General features: G+C 68.2%; 18 protein-coding genes. 11 read left to right on the plus strand and 7 right to left on the minus strand.

Going from position 1 to position 17,464, the window contains the following annotated elements:
- The first annotated feature begins 144 nt into the window (after positions 1-144).
- The 3 genes from C492_RS19565 to C492_RS19575 all read left to right on the plus strand — a co-directional run bounded on the left by C492_RS19565 (position 145) and on the right by C492_RS19575 (position 3,391).
- Complete coding sequence (locus tag C492_RS19565) at positions 145-1,527, plus strand: tRNA pseudouridine(54/55) synthase Pus10 (RefSeq protein WP_008426843.1); 1,383 nt, start codon at positions 145-147, stop codon at positions 1,525-1,527.
- A 120-nt stretch (positions 1,528-1,647) separates the two neighbouring features.
- Positions 1,648-2,310 carry a ribonuclease HII gene (gene rnhB / locus C492_RS19570; RefSeq protein WP_008426845.1) on the plus strand — a complete coding sequence of 221 codons (663 nt, stop codon included), beginning with the start codon at positions 1,648-1,650 and terminating at the stop codon, positions 2,308-2,310.
- 70 nt (positions 2,311-2,380) lie between these two features.
- Positions 2,381-3,391 (plus strand): sodium:calcium antiporter, encoded by a 1,011-nt coding sequence (locus C492_RS19575; RefSeq protein ID WP_008426847.1) that lies wholly within the window; start codon positions 2,381-2,383, stop codon positions 3,389-3,391.
- Between the two features lie 20 nt (positions 3,392-3,411).
- On the opposite strand, the gene C492_RS19580 is transcribed toward C492_RS19575, so the two are convergent.
- Positions 3,412-5,040: a preprotein translocase subunit SecD gene (locus C492_RS19580; RefSeq protein ID WP_008426849.1), complete on the minus strand. Its 1,629-nt coding sequence runs from the start codon at positions 5,038-5,040 to the stop codon at positions 3,412-3,414.
- Entirely contained in the window at positions 5,037-5,915 is an 879-nt protein-coding gene (gene secF, locus C492_RS19585; RefSeq protein ID WP_008426850.1) for a protein translocase subunit SecF, read from the minus strand. The genes C492_RS19580 and secF overlap by 4 nt, the downstream gene beginning before the upstream one ends.
- Positions 5,916-6,031: 116 nt before the next feature.
- On the opposite strand from secF, the gene C492_RS19590 reads away from it, so the two are divergent.
- Positions 6,032-6,406: a hypothetical protein gene (locus tag C492_RS19590; protein WP_008426852.1), complete on the plus strand. Its 375-nt coding sequence runs from the start codon at positions 6,032-6,034 to the stop codon at positions 6,404-6,406.
- Here C492_RS19590 and C492_RS19595 read toward each other — a convergent pair.
- The gene (locus tag C492_RS19595; protein WP_008426854.1) at positions 6,403-6,873 is read right to left on the minus strand and encodes a DUF5812 family protein; all 471 of its coding nucleotides are present in this window, start codon (positions 6,871-6,873) and stop codon (positions 6,403-6,405) included. The two genes, C492_RS19590 and C492_RS19595, sit on opposite strands and share 4 nt — an antisense overlap.
- 183 nt (positions 6,874-7,056) lie before the next feature.
- Here C492_RS19595 and C492_RS19600 point away from each other — a divergent pair, with 183 nt between their 5' ends.
- Positions 7,057-8,358: a hypothetical protein gene (locus tag C492_RS19600; protein WP_008426857.1), complete on the plus strand. Its 1,302-nt coding sequence runs from the start codon at positions 7,057-7,059 to the stop codon at positions 8,356-8,358.
- A gap of 79 nt (positions 8,359-8,437) precedes the next feature.
- The gene (locus C492_RS19605; protein ID WP_008426859.1) at positions 8,438-9,535 is read left to right on the plus strand and encodes a CPBP family intramembrane glutamic endopeptidase; all 1,098 of its coding nucleotides are present in this window, start codon (positions 8,438-8,440) and stop codon (positions 9,533-9,535) included.
- On the opposite strand, the gene C492_RS19610 is transcribed toward C492_RS19605, so the two are convergent.
- Positions 9,532-9,990, minus strand: a complete 459-nt coding sequence (locus C492_RS19610) for an NOB1 family endonuclease (protein WP_008426861.1) — start codon at positions 9,988-9,990, stop codon at positions 9,532-9,534. The genes C492_RS19605 and C492_RS19610 overlap by 4 nt on opposite strands.
- A 4-nt stretch (positions 9,991-9,994) precedes the next feature.
- On the minus strand, positions 9,995-10,240 hold the full coding sequence (locus C492_RS19615) for a PRC-barrel domain-containing protein (protein ID WP_008426863.1): 246 nt from the start codon (positions 10,238-10,240) through the stop codon (positions 9,995-9,997).
- Positions 10,241-10,413: 173 nt separating this feature from the next.
- Between C492_RS19615 and infB the strand changes: the two genes are divergently transcribed.
- Positions 10,414-12,213, plus strand: a complete 1,800-nt coding sequence (infB, locus tag C492_RS19620; protein ID WP_008426865.1) for a translation initiation factor IF-2 — start codon at positions 10,414-10,416, stop codon at positions 12,211-12,213.
- Between the two features lie 17 nt (positions 12,214-12,230).
- Here the strand turns inward: infB and C492_RS19625 are convergent, their stop codons facing one another.
- Complete coding sequence (locus tag C492_RS19625) at positions 12,231-13,124, minus strand: hypothetical protein (RefSeq protein WP_008426867.1); 894 nt, start codon at positions 13,122-13,124, stop codon at positions 12,231-12,233.
- Between the two features lie 57 nt (positions 13,125-13,181).
- Positions 13,182-13,634, minus strand: a complete 453-nt coding sequence (locus C492_RS19630) for a cyclophilin-like family protein (protein WP_008426869.1) — start codon at positions 13,632-13,634, stop codon at positions 13,182-13,184.
- 155 nt (positions 13,635-13,789) lie between these two features.
- Between C492_RS19630 and C492_RS19635 the strand changes: the two genes are divergently transcribed.
- The 4 genes from C492_RS19635 (at position 13,790) to C492_RS19650 (ending at position 17,241) form a co-directional block, all read left to right on the plus strand.
- Positions 13,790-14,212: a hypothetical protein gene (locus tag C492_RS19635; RefSeq protein WP_008426871.1), complete on the plus strand. Its 423-nt coding sequence runs from the start codon at positions 13,790-13,792 to the stop codon at positions 14,210-14,212.
- Between the two features lie 142 nt (positions 14,213-14,354).
- The gene (locus C492_RS19640) at positions 14,355-16,001 is read left to right on the plus strand and encodes a CTP synthase (protein WP_049893206.1); all 1,647 of its coding nucleotides are present in this window, start codon (positions 14,355-14,357) and stop codon (positions 15,999-16,001) included.
- Complete coding sequence (guaA, locus tag C492_RS19645; RefSeq protein WP_008426874.1) at positions 16,001-16,918, plus strand: glutamine-hydrolyzing GMP synthase; 918 nt, start codon at positions 16,001-16,003, stop codon at positions 16,916-16,918. The genes C492_RS19640 and guaA overlap by 1 nt, the downstream gene beginning before the upstream one ends.
- A complete protein-coding gene (locus tag C492_RS19650; RefSeq protein WP_008426877.1) occupies positions 16,915-17,241 on the plus strand; it encodes a DUF7126 family protein in 327 nt (108 codons plus the stop codon). The genes guaA and C492_RS19650 overlap by 4 nt, the downstream gene beginning before the upstream one ends.
- Positions 17,242-17,464 lie beyond the last annotated feature (223 nt).

Genomic DNA, 17,464 nt, shown 5'->3' on the forward strand with positions numbered 1-17,464 from the left:
CCTCGCGACGGCTCGGTCGGTGCTGGTCCATATCGGCCGGTAGGACCCGACGTATTTGAACGCCGTGGGATCGACCGCCACGACCGTCGCGCCGACCCGGTCGAAGGGAAAGCGTGTTACCCGCGGCCGCCCGACTCCTCGGGTATGAGTACGGAAGACGCCCGCGAGCTGCTCTCGACGGGGGCGGTGTGTGACTCCTGTCTCGGCCGGCCGTTCGCCGAACGGAGCTTCGGACTCACCAACGCCGAGCGCGGCCGGGCGCTGCGAACCGCGATCGCGATCGAAGACGACGACGACTTCGAGCCGCCCGAACCGGAGGCCTGCTGGGTCTGCGAGGGGTACTGCGGGACCTTCGACGCGATCGCCGAGACGATCGCCGACGAGCTCGAGGGGGTCGACTTCGCGACCTACCAGGTCGGTACCCGGGTCCCGCCGCTGGTCGAAGAGAACGAGCGACTCCTCCGGGAGGACGCCGGCCTCGAGCCCGACGTCGGCGAGTCGCTCAAACGCGAGACCAACCGCGAGGTCGGCCGGCGCGTCGGCTCGAAAACGGGCGCCGAGGTCGACTTCGACCGCCCGGACGTGCTCGCGGTCGTCGACCTCGAGGCGTTCGACCCCCTCGACGTCCTCGCCGGCGAGGACGTCACCGGGCACGCGGTCGACGTCCAGATCAACCCCGCGTTCGTCTACGGGCGCTACCGCAAGCTCGAACGTGACATCCCCCAGACCGAGTGGCCCTGCCGAGAGTGTGGCGGCAGCGGCGTCCAGCTGGGCGAGGACGGCGAGGAGCCCTGCGACTACTGCGGCGGCTCGGGGTACATGTACGACACCAGCGTCGAGCAGGTCGTTCGCCCCCACGTCGTCGCGGCGATGGACGGCGAGGCGGGCACCTTCCACGGCGCGGGCCGCGAGGACGTCGACGCCCGGATGCTCGAGGACGGTCGGCCGTTCGTCCTCGAGGTCAAGCGCCCGAAGCGCCGCGATCCCGACCCCGCCGCCCTCGAGCGGGAGATCAACGACGCGGCCGAGGGCGCGGTGGAGGTCGATGGGCTGCGCCTCGCCACCTACGAGATGGTCGAGCGCGTCAAGGAACACGACGCGAGCAAGCGCTACCGCGCGGACGTCGCGTTCGCCGACCCCGTCGGCGAGGCCGACCTCGAGGCCGCGCTCGCGGAACTCTCGGGAACCACCGTCGAGCAGTACACGCCCCAGCGGGTCGACCACCGTCGCGCGGGGCTGACCCGCGAGCGCACCGTCTACGAGATCGACGGCGACCTCGATCCGGAGGATCCGTCCCGCGGCGAGATCCGCCTCCACGGCGAGGGCGGACTCTACGTGAAGGAACTCATCAGCAGCGACGAGGGCCGCACCGAGCCGAGCCTGGCCGGGCTGCTCGAAACCGACGCCGAGGTGACGGCGCTGGACGTCACCGGCGTCGAGGGCGAGGACGACCCGTTCGAGCTCGAGGCGTTCTTCCGGGACGAACCGAGCGAGCCGCAGGAAACGCCGTCCGAGACGCCGGACTAAGGGGAACCGTTCGTCAGTCGTCCACGGGTCCCGTGGCCGTCTCCTCGCTCTCGGCGGTCGGCCGAAATTCGAGCGATCCCTTCCACAACGGTTTTTTCGCCTCCGTCCGACCCTCGAGCTATGCCCTTCGGCGTCGACGAGGCCGGAAAGGGGCCCGCGCTGGGATCGATGTTCGCCGCGGCCGTCCGCGTCCCGGAGCCCGACGCGCTTCCCGAGGGGATCGCGGACTCGAAGCGACTCGCTCCGGAGCGCCGCGAGGAGCTGGCCGCGATCCTGCGCGAGGACGATCGGATCGCCATCGGCGTCAGCGAGATCGCGCCCGAGACGATCGACGACCCCGAAACCGACATGAACTCGCTGGCGGTCAGGGCTCACGCCGAGGCGATCGAGGCGGCCCTCGAGGCCGCCGACGGACCGACGGCCCCGTCCGGGCTCTGCGACGCCTGCGACACCGACGCCGACCGCTTCGCCCGCCGGGTCGCCGACGCCTGCGACCTCGAGGGCGACCTCGAGTTGGCGGCCGCACACGGCGCCGACGACGCGGACCCGATCGTCGGCGCGGCCAGCGTCGTCGCCAAGGTCGAACGCGACGCTTCGATGGCCGCACTGGCCGACGAGTACGGCCCCGTCGGCAGCGGCTACCCGAGCGATCCGACCACCCGGACGTTCCTCGAGTCCTACGTCGCCGATCGCGGCGAGCTTCCCCCCTTCGCTCGCGCGTCGTGGTCGACCTGCGAGGACGTGCTGGCCGACGCCGAGCAGACGGGACTCGAGCAGTTTTGACCGATCGCCCCTGTCGGCTGCATGTCGCCGTTTTATGCGCGGTCCCGACCTACGTCCGAGCTGATACATCGTGCTCGATATCGTCTCACTGGTCGGGCTCGCGGCGGTCGCGACCGGCGTCGTCTGGAAGGGAAGCGGGTGGGTCGAGTCCTCGGCGGATCAGCTCGCGGTCGGCTACGGCGTTCCGCCGGTCGTCCAGGGAGCGGTCATCGCCGCCGTCGGCTCGAGCATGCCCGAGCTGGTGAGCGTCCTCCTGGCCACGCTGCTCCACGGCGAGTTCGAACTCGGCATCGGCGCGATCGTCGGCTCGGCCGTGTTCAACCTCCTCGTGATCCCGGGCCTCGCCGTCCTGGTCGGGACCGGCGGGATCTCGACGAGCCGGGAACTCGTCTACAAGGAGTCGCTGTTCTACATGCTCTCGGTCGCCGTGCTCCTGCTGACGTTCTCGCTGGCAGTGATCTACAACCCGGTGGACGGCGTCGGCCTCCAGGGGGAGGTGTCGCGTCCCCTCGCGCTGTTCCCGCTCGTCCTCTACGGCCTCTACGCGCTCACCCAGTACTTAGACGCCGCGGAGGACGAGACCGAGCCGGACCCGTCGGTCGACCGCCTCCGGACCTGGCTGTGGTTCGGACTGGGGCTGGTCGTCATCGTCGTCGGCGTCGAGGGGCTCGTCCGGGCGGCGATCGGGCTCGGCGACGCGTTCGGTACGCCCGCGTTCCTCTGGGGGATGACCGTCGTCGCGGCCGGCTCGAGCGTGCCGGACGTGTTCGTCAGTATCGCCGCAGCGAAAGCGGATCGACCGTCGGTCAGCCTCGCGAACGTGCTCGGGAGCAACATCTTCGACCTGCTCGTGGCCGTTCCGGTTGGCGTGTTGGTCGCCGGGACCCTGGCGGTCACGTTCGCCCACATCGTACCGATGATGGCGTTTCTCGTCCTGGCGACGAGCGTCTTCTTCACCATCGCGCGGACGGGAATGCTGCTGTCCCGACTAGAGGCCTGGATCTTGCTCGGGGCGTACGGGCTGTTCGTGGCGTGGCTCGTCCTCGAAAGTCTCGGGATCTCGAGCGTCGTTCCGACCTGAAAACGGCGGTTCGGCGGCCGCTACCTGTCCGTGAGCAGGCGCTGGAGGATGTCGCCGTAGGCGGGGCGGGTAATGAGCACGCCCACGAGGACCCCCAGGATCGTGATGATGGCGAACCCGCGCAGATCGCCGAGACTCAACACGGCCAGCGGCGACAGCGCGATGATCGTCGTCGCGGCGGCGGCGCCGATGACCCAGAACGCCTTGCGGAACCGCGATTCGAAGACCCGCCGGGAGCTGACGTCGCCCTCGTCCATCACCTCGTCGGCGATGATGATGAGGTCGTCGACCCCCGTCCCGACGACGGCGATGAAGCCGGCGACGTGGGAGAGATCCAGCGGCATCCGTATCGCCGCGGCGAAGCCAAGCAGGATAACCACCTCCGCCAGCGCCGTGAGGATCATCGGCGCGGCGACGCGGCGGTCGCTGTAGCGCAGGTAGACCGTCCCGCTGACGGTGAGCACCGAGAGGACGCCGATCAGCAGCGAGTAGGTCTTGAACTGGTCGGCGAGCGCGGGCTCGAGCGAGAACGTCTGCTCTTGCTCGAGGTCCAGCGGCGCGGTCAGCGCGCCCGACTGGAGGTTGACCGCGAGGGTGTTGGCGTCCTGCTGGCTCGGAACGATCATCTGGAAGACCGGGTCGTTCTCCCAGTCGCCGGAGGCCATGCTGTCGGCGAGATCGGGGCTCATGCTGTGGGCGTCGACGACCTCGTCGTCGACCACGGTGAGCAGACACCACTGCTGGGCGTCGTGGTCGGTGTCGAACTCGCCGGTCTCGCGGTCGTGGATGTTCGGGTTGCACTGACCGATGCCCTCTCCGGTGAACCCGTACTCGTTCATCGCCGCCTGGTAGTCGGCCGCGGGGCTGGACCCGTCGTTGGCCTCGCTGTCGTCGACGGTGACGGGGACGTAGTGGTACCCCTGCCGATCGTTGTACGACGCCGAGCCGACGCTGGCGAAGTCCTCGCTCCGGAGGACCGTCTCGTTGGTCTGGGTGCCGTTCTCGCCGGGGTAGTAGGCGACGATCTGTACGTCCCCGCGCTCGGTGAGCAGTTCCCGTAGCTCGCCCGGGCTCATCCCGGGAACCTCGGTGACGATGTAGTAGCCGTCGCCGACGGTCGCCTCCTGGTAGACGGTGCCGCCCGAAAGCCCCGCCTCGTTGATCCGCAGTTCGATCGTCTGGATGATCTCGTCGCGGGTCTGCTGGGTGACCTCGTCGTCGACGTCGCCCTCCTCGACGTCGACGCCGGCTTCCTGGAGGGCGGCGGCGAACTCCGCGGCGGTGACCTCCTCGGCGAACACCTCCGCGGTGAAGCGATCGTCGTCCTCGTGGTAGCGGACGACCGCGTCGGCGGCGTCGATCCCGAGTTCGTCCCGAAGCGTCGTCTCGACCTCCCGCTCCTGGCCGGACTCGATATCGATGTCGGCGCTCATCCCGACGGGCGGCGCGCTGATCCGCGTGCCGCCGTCGAGGCCGAGGCCGTACTCGAGGTTGGTCGGCCCCGCGTCGATCGTCTCGTTTTCGCCCTCGACGACCGTGTCGTCGTCAGTGACGCCGCCGGGGACGAACAGCGCGACGAGCGCGGCGCTGACGAATACCACCAGCAGGAGGATCCTCCAGTACTCCTTGACGAAGGCGATCGGGTTCATCGCGCCACCCCGTGGAACTTGTACCACCGAAGCAGGCTCAGGTTCAGCAGGTACGTGTTCATCAGGTCGGCGGTGAGTCCGACGAAGAGGATGATACCGATCGACGACAGTAACTCGACGCCGAAGATCCACGCGGCGACGCCCATCACGAGCATCGCCGTCATCGACGTAACCGTCATCGTGATCCCGGTCCGCATCGCGCGGTGGGTGCTCTCGTAGAAGTCCCCGCCGCGGCGCAGGACGTGGTTGTTCAACAGGATGTCGGAGTCGACGGAGTACCCGATCAGCATCAACAGGGCGGCGACGGTACCGAGCGAGAGCCTGATTCCGACGAGCGACATGAACGCGAGCGGGATCACGAGGTCGGAAAAGGCCGACACGACGATCGCGATCGAGGGAACGAACGTCCGAAACAGCGCGAACGCGAGCGCGCTCATTCCGAGGAAGGCGACGGCGAGTCCCAGCAGGGCGGTCCGCTGGGTCTGCTCGCCGAAGCTCGCCGACGTCGAGGACACCTGCTGGATGACCTCGCCGCCCCCGGCCGGCTCGAGGTTGGTTTCGGCCTGTTCGCTCAGTCCCTCCTGATCGGTCGAGACGAACTGGACGATGTACTGGTTCTCCGCCGACGCGACGGACTGGATCGATTCGGGCTCCTCCTCGAACGCGCCGGGGATCTCCTCCTCCGGCGTCGCCGTCTGGACGGTCAGCTCCGTCCCGCCGACGAAGTCCATCCCGAGCTGGACCGGCGTTCCCAACAGCAGAAACGATCCGGCGAGCACGAGCAGTGCGACTCCGAGAACCGCGAGCGGCACCGCCGCCAGCTGGCGGTCGCTGTACCGGGTGTAATCGATCTCCGGTACGTCGAAATACCCCATATACCACCCACCTGACCGTCGGGGCGTGTAAGCCTTCCTAATTTCTGTGCCGATCTCCGATGAGAATAAGACGGACCGACGACGGCCTGAAATCCTTCGAGGTCGTAGCTCGAGCCATGACCGCCGAAACGCCCCGATCGTCCGCGACGGTCGAGGAACCCGCCGACGCCGCCCGAGACGCCTTCGCCGAACGGATCGTCGTCTCCTACCCCGCGGATCTCTCGGAGTGGGGACGGTTCCAGGTCGAGAAACCCTCGTTCCGGGCGTTCCTCCGGAAGACGAGAGACGCAGCCCGGAAGGGCGACGTCTGGGAGGAGTTCGTCGGCGTCGGCTGCTGTGGCAACTCCCTCGACGTCCCCCTGCGGGTCGAGGCCGTCGAGGGCGGTTCGCGGGTCGTCGACGACACCGAGATCGTCTACGACGTCCGCGAGGCCTGCGGCATCCGGGGCAGCTGGCGCGTCCAGAGCGAGGGCGGACCCAGACGGAGCTAGTCCGGCAGGTAGCGGACGCTCAGCACGCCGTCGTCGGCCGAGCGACGCACCTCGACGCGGACCGCCTCGAGTCGAGCCGCCCGGGCGACCGTCTCCTCGTCCTCGAGGACGTCCCGCGCGGCGTCCTCGACGTCGGACTCGAGGTTGAAGACGTGGATCTCGCCGGTTCCGGCCCGTTCCTCCTGGATCAGTTCGCCGACCTCGGCGTCGGCCGCGAGTTCCTTCTCGCGGGTGGTCGGCTCGAGGTCGCTGTCGACGACCTCGATCGACCGCCGCTCGGCGACGTCGACGACCTCCCAGGCGACTTCCAGGGGCGGCTCGGGAGCGACGGTGCCCTCGAGGACGTCGTGGACCTCGAGGCCGGGATTCGAGGAGAGGGTGTGTACCTGTGCGGTCTCGACGTCGCGGACGACGGCCGACTCGTCCTCGGCGTGGGTGACGACGAACGTGCCCGACTTTTCGCTCATGGGCCGCGGTAGGCGCCTGACGGGTTTCGGGGTTTCGGATCGCGGGGAGGGCGTCTCCGACGGCCGCGTCGACCGTCGTCTCCGCGAGGGTGGCGACCGAGACGGTCGCTCCCGTGATCGACGCTGACGGGAACACTACCACATGACGGAACGCCTTTACCGCAGGCGGGTGCCCTCTCGAGCATGGACGTCGACATCGGCAACGCGCTCGCGTCGGTCGCTTCCCCGGGCGTCTCCCGGGAGTCGCTGGAGCGCCTGGACGAGCAGGTCGCCGACGCACACGAGCGTATCGAGGCCGGAATGGCCGACGGGGAACACGGCTACGAGGCGCTGAACCTCCCCGACCGAACCGACCCCGACGAGATCCGACGGACCGTCGAGCCCGTGGCCGACGCCGAGGCCCTCGTGACCGTCGGCATCGGCGGGAGCGCCCTGGGCGCGGCGACGATCACCGAGGCGCTCGCAGCGGAGAGCGACACCGAGGCGATCTCCCTCGACAACGTCGACCCCGCGTGGGTCTCGAACCACCTCGAGCGACTGCCCCTCGAGAACACCGCCGTCAACGTCGTCTCGCGGTCGGGAACGACCGCGGAGACGCTGGCGAACTTCCTCGTCGTCCGGGAGGCCTTCGAGGACGCGGGCGTCGACTGGACCGAGCGAACGATCGTGACGACGGGCGAGTCCGGTCCGCTCCGGGATCTCTCGGAGCGCCACGACCTGCCGTCGCTTTCGGTTCCCGACGGCGTCCCGGGTCGCTTCTCCGCCCTGTCGGCGGTAGGGATGGTCGCCGCCGCCGTCTGCGGCCACGACCTCGAGGCCCTGCTCTCCGGCGCCGCGGCCGAGGCCGAGACGCTGTCGGGCTCGCTGTTCGACTGTCCGGCCTACGCCTACGGGGCGACCAGTTACGCCCTCGACGCCCGCGGCGCGAGGATGAACGCGATGGTTCCCTACGCCGAGTCCCTCGAGACCTACTCGGAGTGGTTCGCCCAGCTGTGGGCCGAGAGTCTGGGCAAGGACGACCTCGGCCAGACGCCGCTGCGCGCGCTGGGCGCGACCGATCAACACTCCCAGCTCCAGCTCTACCGCGCGGGCCCGCGGGACAAGCTCGTCACGTTCGTCACGTCCGAGGAGGGCACAGACCGGTCGATTCCCGAGACCGACGTCGAGGACCTCGCCTACCTCGGCGACGCGACGCTCGGCGAGTTGCTCGACGCGGAGTTCGAGGCGACCGAGGCCAGCCTCGCCGCGGCGGGGCGACCGAACGTCCGGCTCGAGCTCGAGCGCGTCGACGAGTACGAACTCGGCGGGTTGCTGTACGGGATGGAGGCCGCCTGCGTGCTCGCGGGCGAACTCTACGGCGTGAACACGTTCGAACAGCCCGCCGTGGAGTGGGCCAAAAAGGCGACCCGCGGACTGCTCGGGGGCGGCGAGTTCGAGGAAGCCGACGCCGTCGCCGAGAAGTCCGAGCTGCGGGTCGAGCGGTAGCCGCCCGAACGCGGCCGAGGCGCCGAACCGCACCGACCGATTGCGGAGCCCATATGGGCGCGCGCTCGAACACTCCGGTATGAGCGAGACAGCACGGCCCGACGAGAGGGCGGGCACCGACTCGGCGATCCCGTCGCTCGGCGCCGTCTTCGCCGCCGTTACGATGGCCGCCGTCCTCGTTCCGGTTCGGAGCGGCGTCGACGATCCGTTCATCCAGGTGGCCGCGGCGTTCGCGGTCGTGGCCGTCGTCGGATTTCTGGCGCGTCGCCACGGCGCGCTCGAGCGAACGCCCGGCGCGCTGGCCGCCGCGGGCGCGAGCCTCCTGGTCGTGTTGCTGACCGGTTACGCCCTCAACCAGGGAACGACCGCCCCGACGACCGTCCCCGGACTCGAGTGGACGGTGTCGTCGATCTTTCTAGCGTTCGTGGCCGCGGGCGCCTCGATCGGGATCGCGGCCGCCGACTACGCCGGCGTCTCGACGGCCGGGCTGGTCGAACGCACGCTTCGGTTCTCGACGATGGTCGTCCTCGGTTTCGCCGGCCTCGTCGGGATGGCGGTGGTCAGCATCGTCTTCACTCCGTTGCTCGGAACTGGCGACCTCGAGGGCCAGCTCCTCCAGTTCCTCTCGACGTCGCTCGGCCTCGGTTCGGTCGCGGCGATCTACATGGCGATGCGGGGGTACGACCGCACCTTCGTCGATCTCGAGGTCCCCGACCTGCGGGCGGTGCTCTGGACGGTCGGGGGACTGGCGCTGCTGTTCGGCGCGCTGGTCGGGATCTCGCTCGCGATGACGGCCATCGGTGTTGAGACGGCCGAACACGGGACGACCCAGCAGGTCGAACAGAACCCCGAGTTGATCGCCGTGATCGTCCCCGGGATGTTGCTGATCGTCGGGCCGTTCGAGGAGCTGTTGTACCGAAACGTCGTCCAGAAGTCGCTGTACGAGACGTTCTCGCGGTACGGCGCCGTCGTCGTGACGAGCGTCGTCTTCTCGTCGGTTCACGTCTCGGCGTACGGGGTAAACAGCACGGCCGGAGAGGTGCTCGCGACGCTGGTGGTGCTGTTCGGGCTCTCGCTGGTGCTTGGCTTTCTCTACGAGCGGACCGACAACCTGGTCGTGCCGGCGCTGGTCCACGGCGCGTACAACGCGATCCAGATGCTCGTTCTGGTCCTCTAGGTCGGATTCTTGCGCGCCAGCTCCGAGCCGCAGATCGGACACCGCTCCTTCTGTTCGTCGAACTCGCGACCGCAGCCCTGGCACTGGAACAGCCAGCTTCGCTGTTCGTCGATCCCCTCCCGGGCGATCACCTCGACGTCGACGTTGAGTTTTTCGGCGACGTTTTGCATCGCGTAGTCGTCGGTGACGAGGGTAGCGTCGAGTTCGAAGCTCGCGGCGACGAGCCGAACGTCGGTGTCCGAGAGCACGTCGAGATCGCCCGATTCGCTCGCCGCGCGACGGACCTTCTCGGTCGTGTCGCCGTCGGGGATGTGGACGTGCATCCCCGACCCCTCCATCGCGTCGTAGCGGTAGGCGCTCTCGTCTTCGAGTTCCTCGCGGACGAGCGGGATCGTCGCGATCTGTTCGGTCGTGTGGTAGTCGTGGATAAAAGCCGAGGAGTCGAGAACGTGCATACCGTTAGCGCTGAACGACGATGTAGTCTTTCACGGCGCGGACGCGGTTGATGGGCACGCGAAACCGGCCGTCGTCGTCGGTGTCGAGGTCGACGGTCTGGTTCGAGAGCTCCTCGTTGGGCTCGATGACGAGGTCGTGGAGGGCCCCCGATTTGATCTCTGTCGTGATGTTGTAGAGCATTCCCAGTTCCGTTCCGTCAGAACCCATGACGGACTTCCCCGAGAGGTTCTCCGCGAGTACTTCGCTCATGCTACCCCGTACTTACTAGTTGCTATTAAACTCCACGGGCCGACCGGGAGCGCTCGAGCGCGACTTCCCGTGATCGTCCCCGGGGAGTCGTCGGGCCGACGACGATCACCGTGACGATGGGTTTAACTACCGTCCTACGGACGGTTTACCCGAGACCTTCTCGGGTGGTCACCATGTCTGATTCGGATACACACGACCCCACATCTCTGCGAACGCCGATCGTCGCCGTCCTCGGACACGTCGATCACGGCAAGACCAGCCTCCTCGACAAGATCCGCGGCTCCGCGGTCATCGAGGGCGAAGCGGGCGCGATTACCCAGCACATCGGCGCCACCGCGGTGCCGCTGGACGTCATCTCCTCGATCGCGGGCGAACTCGTCGATCCCGACGACTTCGACCTGCCCGGGCTGTTGTTCATCGACACCCCGGGCCACCACTCCTTTACCACGCTTCGCTCGAGGGGTGGCGCGCTCGCGGACATCGCGATCCTCGTCGTCGACGTCAACGACGGCTTCCAGCCCCAGACGCTGGAGGCGCTGGACATCCTCCAGCGCTCCCAGACGCCGTTTATCGTCGCCGCGAACAAGATCGACACCGTCCCGGGCTGGAACGCCAACGAGGACTCGCCGATCAACGCGACCTACGAGGCCCAGTCCGACCGCGTGCGCGAGCGCCTCGACGAGAGCCTCTACGAGATCATCGGTAACCTCTCGGACGAGGGCTTCTCCGCGGACCTGTACTGGCGGGTCCAGAACTTCCAGCGCAACGTCGGCGTCGTCCCCGTCTCGGCGATGACCGGCGAAGGGGTGCCCGACCTGCTGGCCGTGATGATGGGCCTCTCCCAGCGCTACATGAAAGAGGAGATGGAGATCGACGTCGCGGGTCCCGGCGTCGGGACCGTCCTCGAGGTCAAAGAGGAGAAGGGCTTCGGCAAGACCGTCGACCTCGTCCTCTACGACGGGACGCTGCGGGCCGACGACACGATCGTCGTCGGCGGCACGAACGAGCCGATCGTCACCGACGTGCGCGCGCTCTTGCAACCACGCCCGCTCGAGGAGATCCGCACCGAGAGCCGGTTCGAGAAGGTCGACGAGGTGTCGGCCGCGACCGGGATCAAGGTCGCCGCGCCCGATCTGGGCGACGCCATCGCGGGCGCGCCCGTTCGGGTCGTCCGCGACCGCGAGCGCGCGGACGTGATCGCGGAGGTCGAGGACGAACTCGCGAGCATCGCCGTCGACACCGAGGAGACCGGCGTCGTCGTCAAGGCCGACACCCTCGGCAGCCTCGAGGCGATGGCCGACGCCTTAGAGGAGGCCGAGGTACCGATCGTCCGCGCGGAGGTCGGCGACGTCGCCCCGCGGGACGTCTCGGTCGCCTCGACGGCCGAAGAGGGGAAAGAGCAGGTGATCCTCGGGTTCAACGTCGACGTGCTCGGCGACGCCGAGCAACGGGCCGAGATCGAGGACGTCCGCGTCTTCACCGACGAGGTCATCTACCAGCTGATCGAGGAGTACGAGGAGTTCGTCGACGAACTCGAGCGCGCCCAGCAGGACACCATCCTCGAGAACATCGTCCGTCCCGCACGGTTCCGGATCCTGCCCGATCACACCTTCCGGCAGAACGACCCCGCCGTCGTCGGCGTCGAGGTCAATTCGGGAACGATCCAGAACAACACGAACGTCGTCAAGTTCGAGGGCAACGAACCCGAGCGGGTCGGTCAGGTCAAGGGCATCCAAGAGCAGGGCGAGGACGTCGACGAGGCCCGCGCGGGCAACCGCGTCTCGGTCGCCATCGACGGCCCCACCGTCGGCCGCCAGATCGAGGAGGACGACGAGCTCTGGACCGAACTGCCGGAGAAACACGCCAAAATCTTAGAACAGGAGCTCTCGAGCGAGATTCCCGGCGACGAGCTCGAGGCGCTGAACATGTACCTCGACAAGCAGCGCAGCCGCGATCCGTTCTGGGGCAAGTAGCGACCGCCGTTTCGGACTCAGCCCCGCGGTTTTGCGCGCGAGTTCGTCTCCTCGAGCGCCTCGTACACCGCCTCGGGATCGTCGATCGCCGAGCAATCGCAACGGAGGTTCCGGAACCGTCGCTCGAGGACGAGTTCGTCGTCGGTGAGTCGAATATCCGAGATTTTCTCCCAGGGGACGAGCTTGCTCGATCGCCCCCGGTCGTAGCGGACGCCGCGGTCGTGGACGCGCAGTTCGCCCCGCTCCCGGTTCAGGTCGGGCGACGTTCGCGAGATCCAGCCGTCGTCCGGATCGAACTCGAGCCAGTTCGAGGCGAGCATGACGGCGCCGTAGGCGACCCAGAGCAACCCGATCGGGTCGCCGAGGCCGAGCGTCCACAGTCCGCCGACGGCGACGAGGGCGACGGAACCGATCCAGACCCCGTTCCGGACGAGCGCGCCCGCGGGCCGGTAGCTCCAGGTCGCGGTCGGCTCGTCGGTCGTGACCGCCTCGACGAACCGGTTCCGACAGAGTCGCTCGAGGCCGACGGCCGTAACCGCGAGGACCGCCCCGAGCGCGACCGTCGCGGCGAGGTACCGAGCCGTCGGCTCGAGAAGCCCCGCGCTCGGCGCAAGGGCCGCGGCGGCGAACCCGGCCGCCGGCAGGTAACAGACGAGGCGCAGCCGCCGGCTACGCCCGATCCGTTCGGGCAGGCCGCGGGCGCGCTTCGCGAGGACGTGCCCGCCGAGCGTGACGGCGGTGACGACCGTCGGGAACGTACCGAGCAGCGCCGCGGTCGTCGCGTCCGCGACCAGCCCGGCGAGGACGACGAGGCCGCCGGCGACGAGGCCGAGGTAGAAGCCGAAGGCGGCCTGAAACCCGATGTCGGGCGGGTCGGCGTCGGGAACGGGCCGACCGTACTCGTGGGACATACGCATCCTACGACACCGTTCAGCAAAAAGATGGGTGAGTGACGTGTCGGGACGGTATCACGGTTCGTCGGCCCGCTCGAGGCGCAGTTCGGCGCCGCCCTCGAGCCCCGCGAGCGGGGCCGTCTCGCCGACGCGCGCGACGACGGTGACGGGTGCCGCGGCGCGGGGTTCGCCGGCGGACTCGCGGCTCCTTCCGTCACCGCTCGCCGTATCGAGGTCTTCGCTCCGCTCAGCCCTCGCATCGCTGGCGGGCGTCGGCCCCCAGAACAGACAGAGCTTCTCGCCCGCGGGCCAGTAGGCGACCGCCCCCTCGGGAACGACCTCCCGGCCGTCCTCGAGGGGCGCCTCGAGCGACGCCGAGATGTACAGTTCGTCGCCCCAGCGGCTCGCGTCGCCGGAGACGGGGAGGGCGTCCTCGAGCGCGGCCCGGGTTTCGGGCGCGCCGTCGGTCCAGGTCGCGGTCAGTTCGCGGTCGTCGACCGTGACGCGGAGGTCGGGCTGGGAGTCCATGTCCGGGAAGTCCCGCGAGAGCCTCTTCGAGCTACCGATCGCCGCAGGATCGGCCGCCGTCGGTCGGGTCGGTTCGGCGGCGGGGCGGCGCCACTGATTAACGGGTTGCTCCTTCCACTACAACGGTTAACTGCGTGTTTGTGGTGCATCGGGACATGCTGGTTCATCTCAAACAGTACAAACACGAGGAGGTCCAGTTCGACGACAACCGGACGACCGGCGAGTCCCAGACGGAGGACTCGGTCGACAAGGAGCCCGAGGAGTACTTCGGCGAGGACATCGACGACTTCGACCTCGAGACCTGGGAGACCATCGAGTACGAGGACGATCCGATCCAGCGCCGCGACGTTTCGATCGACGGCGTGACGGCCGTCTCCGTGCCCGAGGAACCGACCGACGAGGACGAACCGGACCTCCCCGGGCGGACGATCCAGCTGCGACTGGGCGGGGGGATCGAGTACGTCGAACAGTCAAGGATCGTCGAGGTTCAAGATCTGAACCCGGAGGAGGAAGCCGAGGGCAAGGTCTCCAAGGAGGACGACCCGCAGGGGAAAGCGACGATGGACGAGGAGCCGTAGCCGTCCGCGTGCGTTGCCCGAGTCACCCGGGCCGCCCGCTCGAGGTACCGAAGCGAGAATCTGTCACGTGCGACATTGACAGCGGCTGTCGGGGACGATCCGGTCCCGAAATGGTTTTCAACCGCTCGCGCGGACACTCGGTATGCCGACGGAATCGGACACTCATTATGATCCCTCGCTGGGGAACAAGTTCATTTTCGTCACCGGCGGGGTTATGTCTGGGCTCGGGAAGGGGATCACGGCCGCCAGCACCGGCCGCCTCCTGAAAAACGCCGGGTTCGACGTCACGGCGGTCAAGGTCGACCCCTACCTGAACGTCGACGCCGGGACGATGAACCCCTACCAGCACGGCGAGGTGTACGTCCTCGAGGACGGCGGCGAGGTCGACCTCGACCTGGGGAACTACGAGCGGTTCCTCGACGTCGATATGACCTCCGACCACAACGTCACCACCGGGAAGACGTACCAGCACGTCATCGAGAAGGAACGGGCCGGCGACTACCTGGGGAAGACGGTCCAGATCATCCCCCACATCACCGACGACATCAAACGGCGCATCCGCGAGGCGGCGGCGGGAACCGACGTCTGCATCGTCGAGGTCGGCGGCACGGTCGGCGACATCGAGGGGATGCCCTACCTCGAGGCGCTGCGCCAGTTCGCCCACGAAGAGGACGAGGAGGACATCCTCTTCACCCACGTCACCCTCGTCCCGTACTCGAAAAACGGCGAGCAAAAGACCAAGCCCACCCAGCACTCGGTCAAGGAAGTTCGCTCGATCGGGCTCCAGCCCGACGTGATCGTCGGGCGCTGCGAGGACCGCCTCGATCCCGAGACCAAGGAGAAGATCGCGCTGTTCTGTGACATCCCGACCGACGCGGTGTTCTCCAACCCCGACGTCGAGGACGTCTACCAGGTGCCCCTGATGGTCGAGGAAGAGGGACTCGACCAGTACGTCCTCGAGCACTTCGGGCTCGCGAGCGAGGCGCTGCCGGAGGGCCAGCGCGCCAACGAGTGGCGAGAGATCGTCACGACCGAGAAAACGGAGACGGTCGACGTCGCGCTGGTCGGCAAGTACGACCTCGAGGACGCCTACATGTCGATCCACGAGTCGCTGAAACACGCCGGCTTCGAACTGGGGGCCGACGTCGACGTCCGCTGGGTCGCGGCCGGAGAGATCGCCGACGGCCACGACGGCCAGCTCGCCGACGTCGACGGGATCATCGTCCCCGGCGGGTTCGGGATGCGCGGCTCCGAGGGCAAGATCGAGGCGGTCCGGTACGCCCGAGAGAACGACGTTCCGTTCCTCGGGCTCTGTCTGGGCTTCCAGATGGCCGTCGTCGAGTACGCCCGGAACGTCCTCGGACTCGAGGACGCCCACTCCGCGGAGATGAACGCGGAGACGCCCCATCCCGTCATCGACATCCTGCCCGAGCAGTACGAGGTCGAGGACATGGGCGGGACGATGCGGCTGGGCGAGCACACGACGGTGATCGAGCCCGAGACGCTGGCCTACGAGCTGTACGGCGACACTTCCTGTTCGGAACGGCACCGCCACCGCTACGAGGTCAACCCCGAGTACTTCGATCGGTTCGAGGGCGAGCCCCTGCAGTTCTCCGGAACCGCGGGCAACCGCATGGAAATCCTCGAGCTCGAGGACCACCCCTACTTCCTGGGCACGCAGTTCCACCCCGAGTACACGTCTCGACCCGGCCAGCCGAGCCCGCCGTTCGTGGGCCTGCTCGAGGCCGCGGTCGATCGCACCACAAGCGAAACCGAGGCAACCCACTGATGGTCGATACGCACACGTTCGTCCCCGAGGCAGTCGAAGAGATCGAGAACGAAGTCGGCGACGCGAACGCGGTCATCGCCCTCTCGGGCGGCGTCGACTCCTCCGTCGCGGCCGCGCTGGCCTACGAGGCCATCGGCGACCGACTGACGCCCGTCTACGTCGACACCGGGCTGATGCGGAAAGGCGAGACCAGCCAGATCCGCGAGACGTTCGACTACATGGAGTCGCTGCGGATCGTCGACGCGAAAGACCGGTTCCTCGAGGCCCTCTCCGGCGTCACCGACCCCGAGGAGAAACGCGCGGTCATCGGCGAGCAGTTCATCCGCGAGTTCGAACGCGAGGCCACCGACGCCGACGCGGACTACCTCGTCCAGGGGACGATCTACCCCGACCGCATCGAGAGCGAGGGCGGGATCAAGTCCCACCACAACGTCGGCGGCCTTCCCGACGTGGTCGACTTCGAGGGCATCGTCGAACCCGTTCGCGACCTCTACAAGGACGAGGTCCGCGACGTCGCGCGCCACCTCGGCCTCGAGGAGGTCGTCGCCGAACGGATGCCGTTCCCCGGTCCCGGCCTCGCGGTCCGCGTTATCGGCGAGGTCACCGAGGAGAAACTCGAGGTCGCCCGCCACGCCTGCCACGTCGTCGAGGAGGAACTCGAGGAGTACGAGCCCTGGCAGGCCCTCGCTGCTGTCATCGGCAAGGCGACGGGCGTGAAAGGCGACAACCGGGTCCACGGCTGGGTCGTCTCGGTTCGGTCGGTCGAATCGCGCGACGGGATGACCGCCCGCGCCCAGGAGATCGACTGGGAGACCCTCCAGCGCATCCAGTCCCGGATCACCGGCGAGAACGACACCGTCGCGCGGGTCGTCTACGACGTCACCCACAAACCGCCCGCGACCATCGAGTACGAATGAGCACGACGGCAATCGTCGCCGGCCCCGACGAGGACGGCATCGGCGACGCCCTCGAGGCGGAGGGCGTCGACGTCGCCCGGGTCGGGGGCGTGCTCTCGCGGCCGACCCTCGAGGAGGCGGGCGCCCTCGAGGCGGACCTGTACGTCCTCACCGACGTCGACCAGGCGACGACGATCCCGATCGTCTGCGACCTCAACGACGACATCCGCACCGTCGCCTACGGCGAACGAACCGTCCCGGAGTTCGTCCGGGGCCAGCTCGATCTGGCGATCGACCCGCAGCTGATGGACGCGGCGCTGGTCGCCGAGGAGCTGGTCGACTGACCGTTCGCGCAGCCGAATCGAACGGGACCGTTCCCGTAACGACCGCTTACTCGCCCGCGGCCGCTGTAAACGGTCTCCCGGACGATTCCGCGCGGATGAACTCGAGTTAAGCCTGCGGGAACTGGCCGTAAGACGGCTATACCGACTCCCCCGTTCAAGTGGTTCCCGCCGGTACGAACGGACGGAGGTCGACGGGAGACCCCACCAAGTGGCACCGATCTGC

This window comes from Natronococcus jeotgali DSM 18795 (genome assembly GCF_000337695.1).
In the GTDB taxonomy this organism is placed as follows: Archaea; Halobacteriota; Halobacteria; order Halobacteriales; family Natrialbaceae; genus Natronococcus; species Natronococcus jeotgali.

Coding starts and splice junctions, on each gene's coding strand:
- C492_RS19565 (WP_008426843.1), top strand. CDS start 145: ATGAGTACGGAAGACGCCCGCGAGCTGCTCTCGACGGGGGCGGTGTGT.
- rnhB (WP_008426845.1), top strand. CDS start 1,648: ATGCCCTTCGGCGTCGACGAGGCCGGAAAGGGGCCCGCGCTGGGATCG.
- C492_RS19580 (WP_008426849.1), bottom strand. CDS start 5,040: ATGAACCCGATCGCCTTCGTCAAGGAGTACTGGAGGATCCTCCTGCTG.
- secF (WP_008426850.1), bottom strand. CDS start 5,915: ATGGGGTATTTCGACGTACCGGAGATCGATTACACCCGGTACAGCGAC.
- C492_RS19590 (WP_008426852.1), top strand. CDS start 6,032: ATGACCGCCGAAACGCCCCGATCGTCCGCGACGGTCGAGGAACCCGCC.
- C492_RS19595 (WP_008426854.1), bottom strand. CDS start 6,873: ATGAGCGAAAAGTCGGGCACGTTCGTCGTCACCCACGCCGAGGACGAG.
- C492_RS19600 (WP_008426857.1), top strand. CDS start 7,057: ATGGACGTCGACATCGGCAACGCGCTCGCGTCGGTCGCTTCCCCGGGC.
- C492_RS19605 (WP_008426859.1), top strand. CDS start 8,438: ATGAGCGAGACAGCACGGCCCGACGAGAGGGCGGGCACCGACTCGGCG.
- C492_RS19610 (WP_008426861.1), bottom strand. CDS start 9,990: ATGCACGTTCTCGACTCCTCGGCTTTTATCCACGACTACCACACGACC.
- C492_RS19615 (WP_008426863.1), bottom strand. CDS start 10,240: ATGAGCGAAGTACTCGCGGAGAACCTCTCGGGGAAGTCCGTCATGGGT.
- infB (WP_008426865.1), top strand. CDS start 10,414: ATGTCTGATTCGGATACACACGACCCCACATCTCTGCGAACGCCGATC.
- C492_RS19625 (WP_008426867.1), bottom strand. CDS start 13,124: ATGTCCCACGAGTACGGTCGGCCCGTTCCCGACGCCGACCCGCCCGAC.
- C492_RS19630 (WP_008426869.1), bottom strand. CDS start 13,634: ATGGACTCCCAGCCCGACCTCCGCGTCACGGTCGACGACCGCGAACTG.
- C492_RS19635 (WP_008426871.1), top strand. CDS start 13,790: ATGCTGGTTCATCTCAAACAGTACAAACACGAGGAGGTCCAGTTCGAC.
- C492_RS19640 (WP_049893206.1), top strand. CDS start 14,355: ATGCCGACGGAATCGGACACTCATTATGATCCCTCGCTGGGGAACAAG.
- guaA (WP_008426874.1), top strand. CDS start 16,001: ATGGTCGATACGCACACGTTCGTCCCCGAGGCAGTCGAAGAGATCGAG.
- C492_RS19650 (WP_008426877.1), top strand. CDS start 16,915: ATGAGCACGACGGCAATCGTCGCCGGCCCCGACGAGGACGGCATCGGC.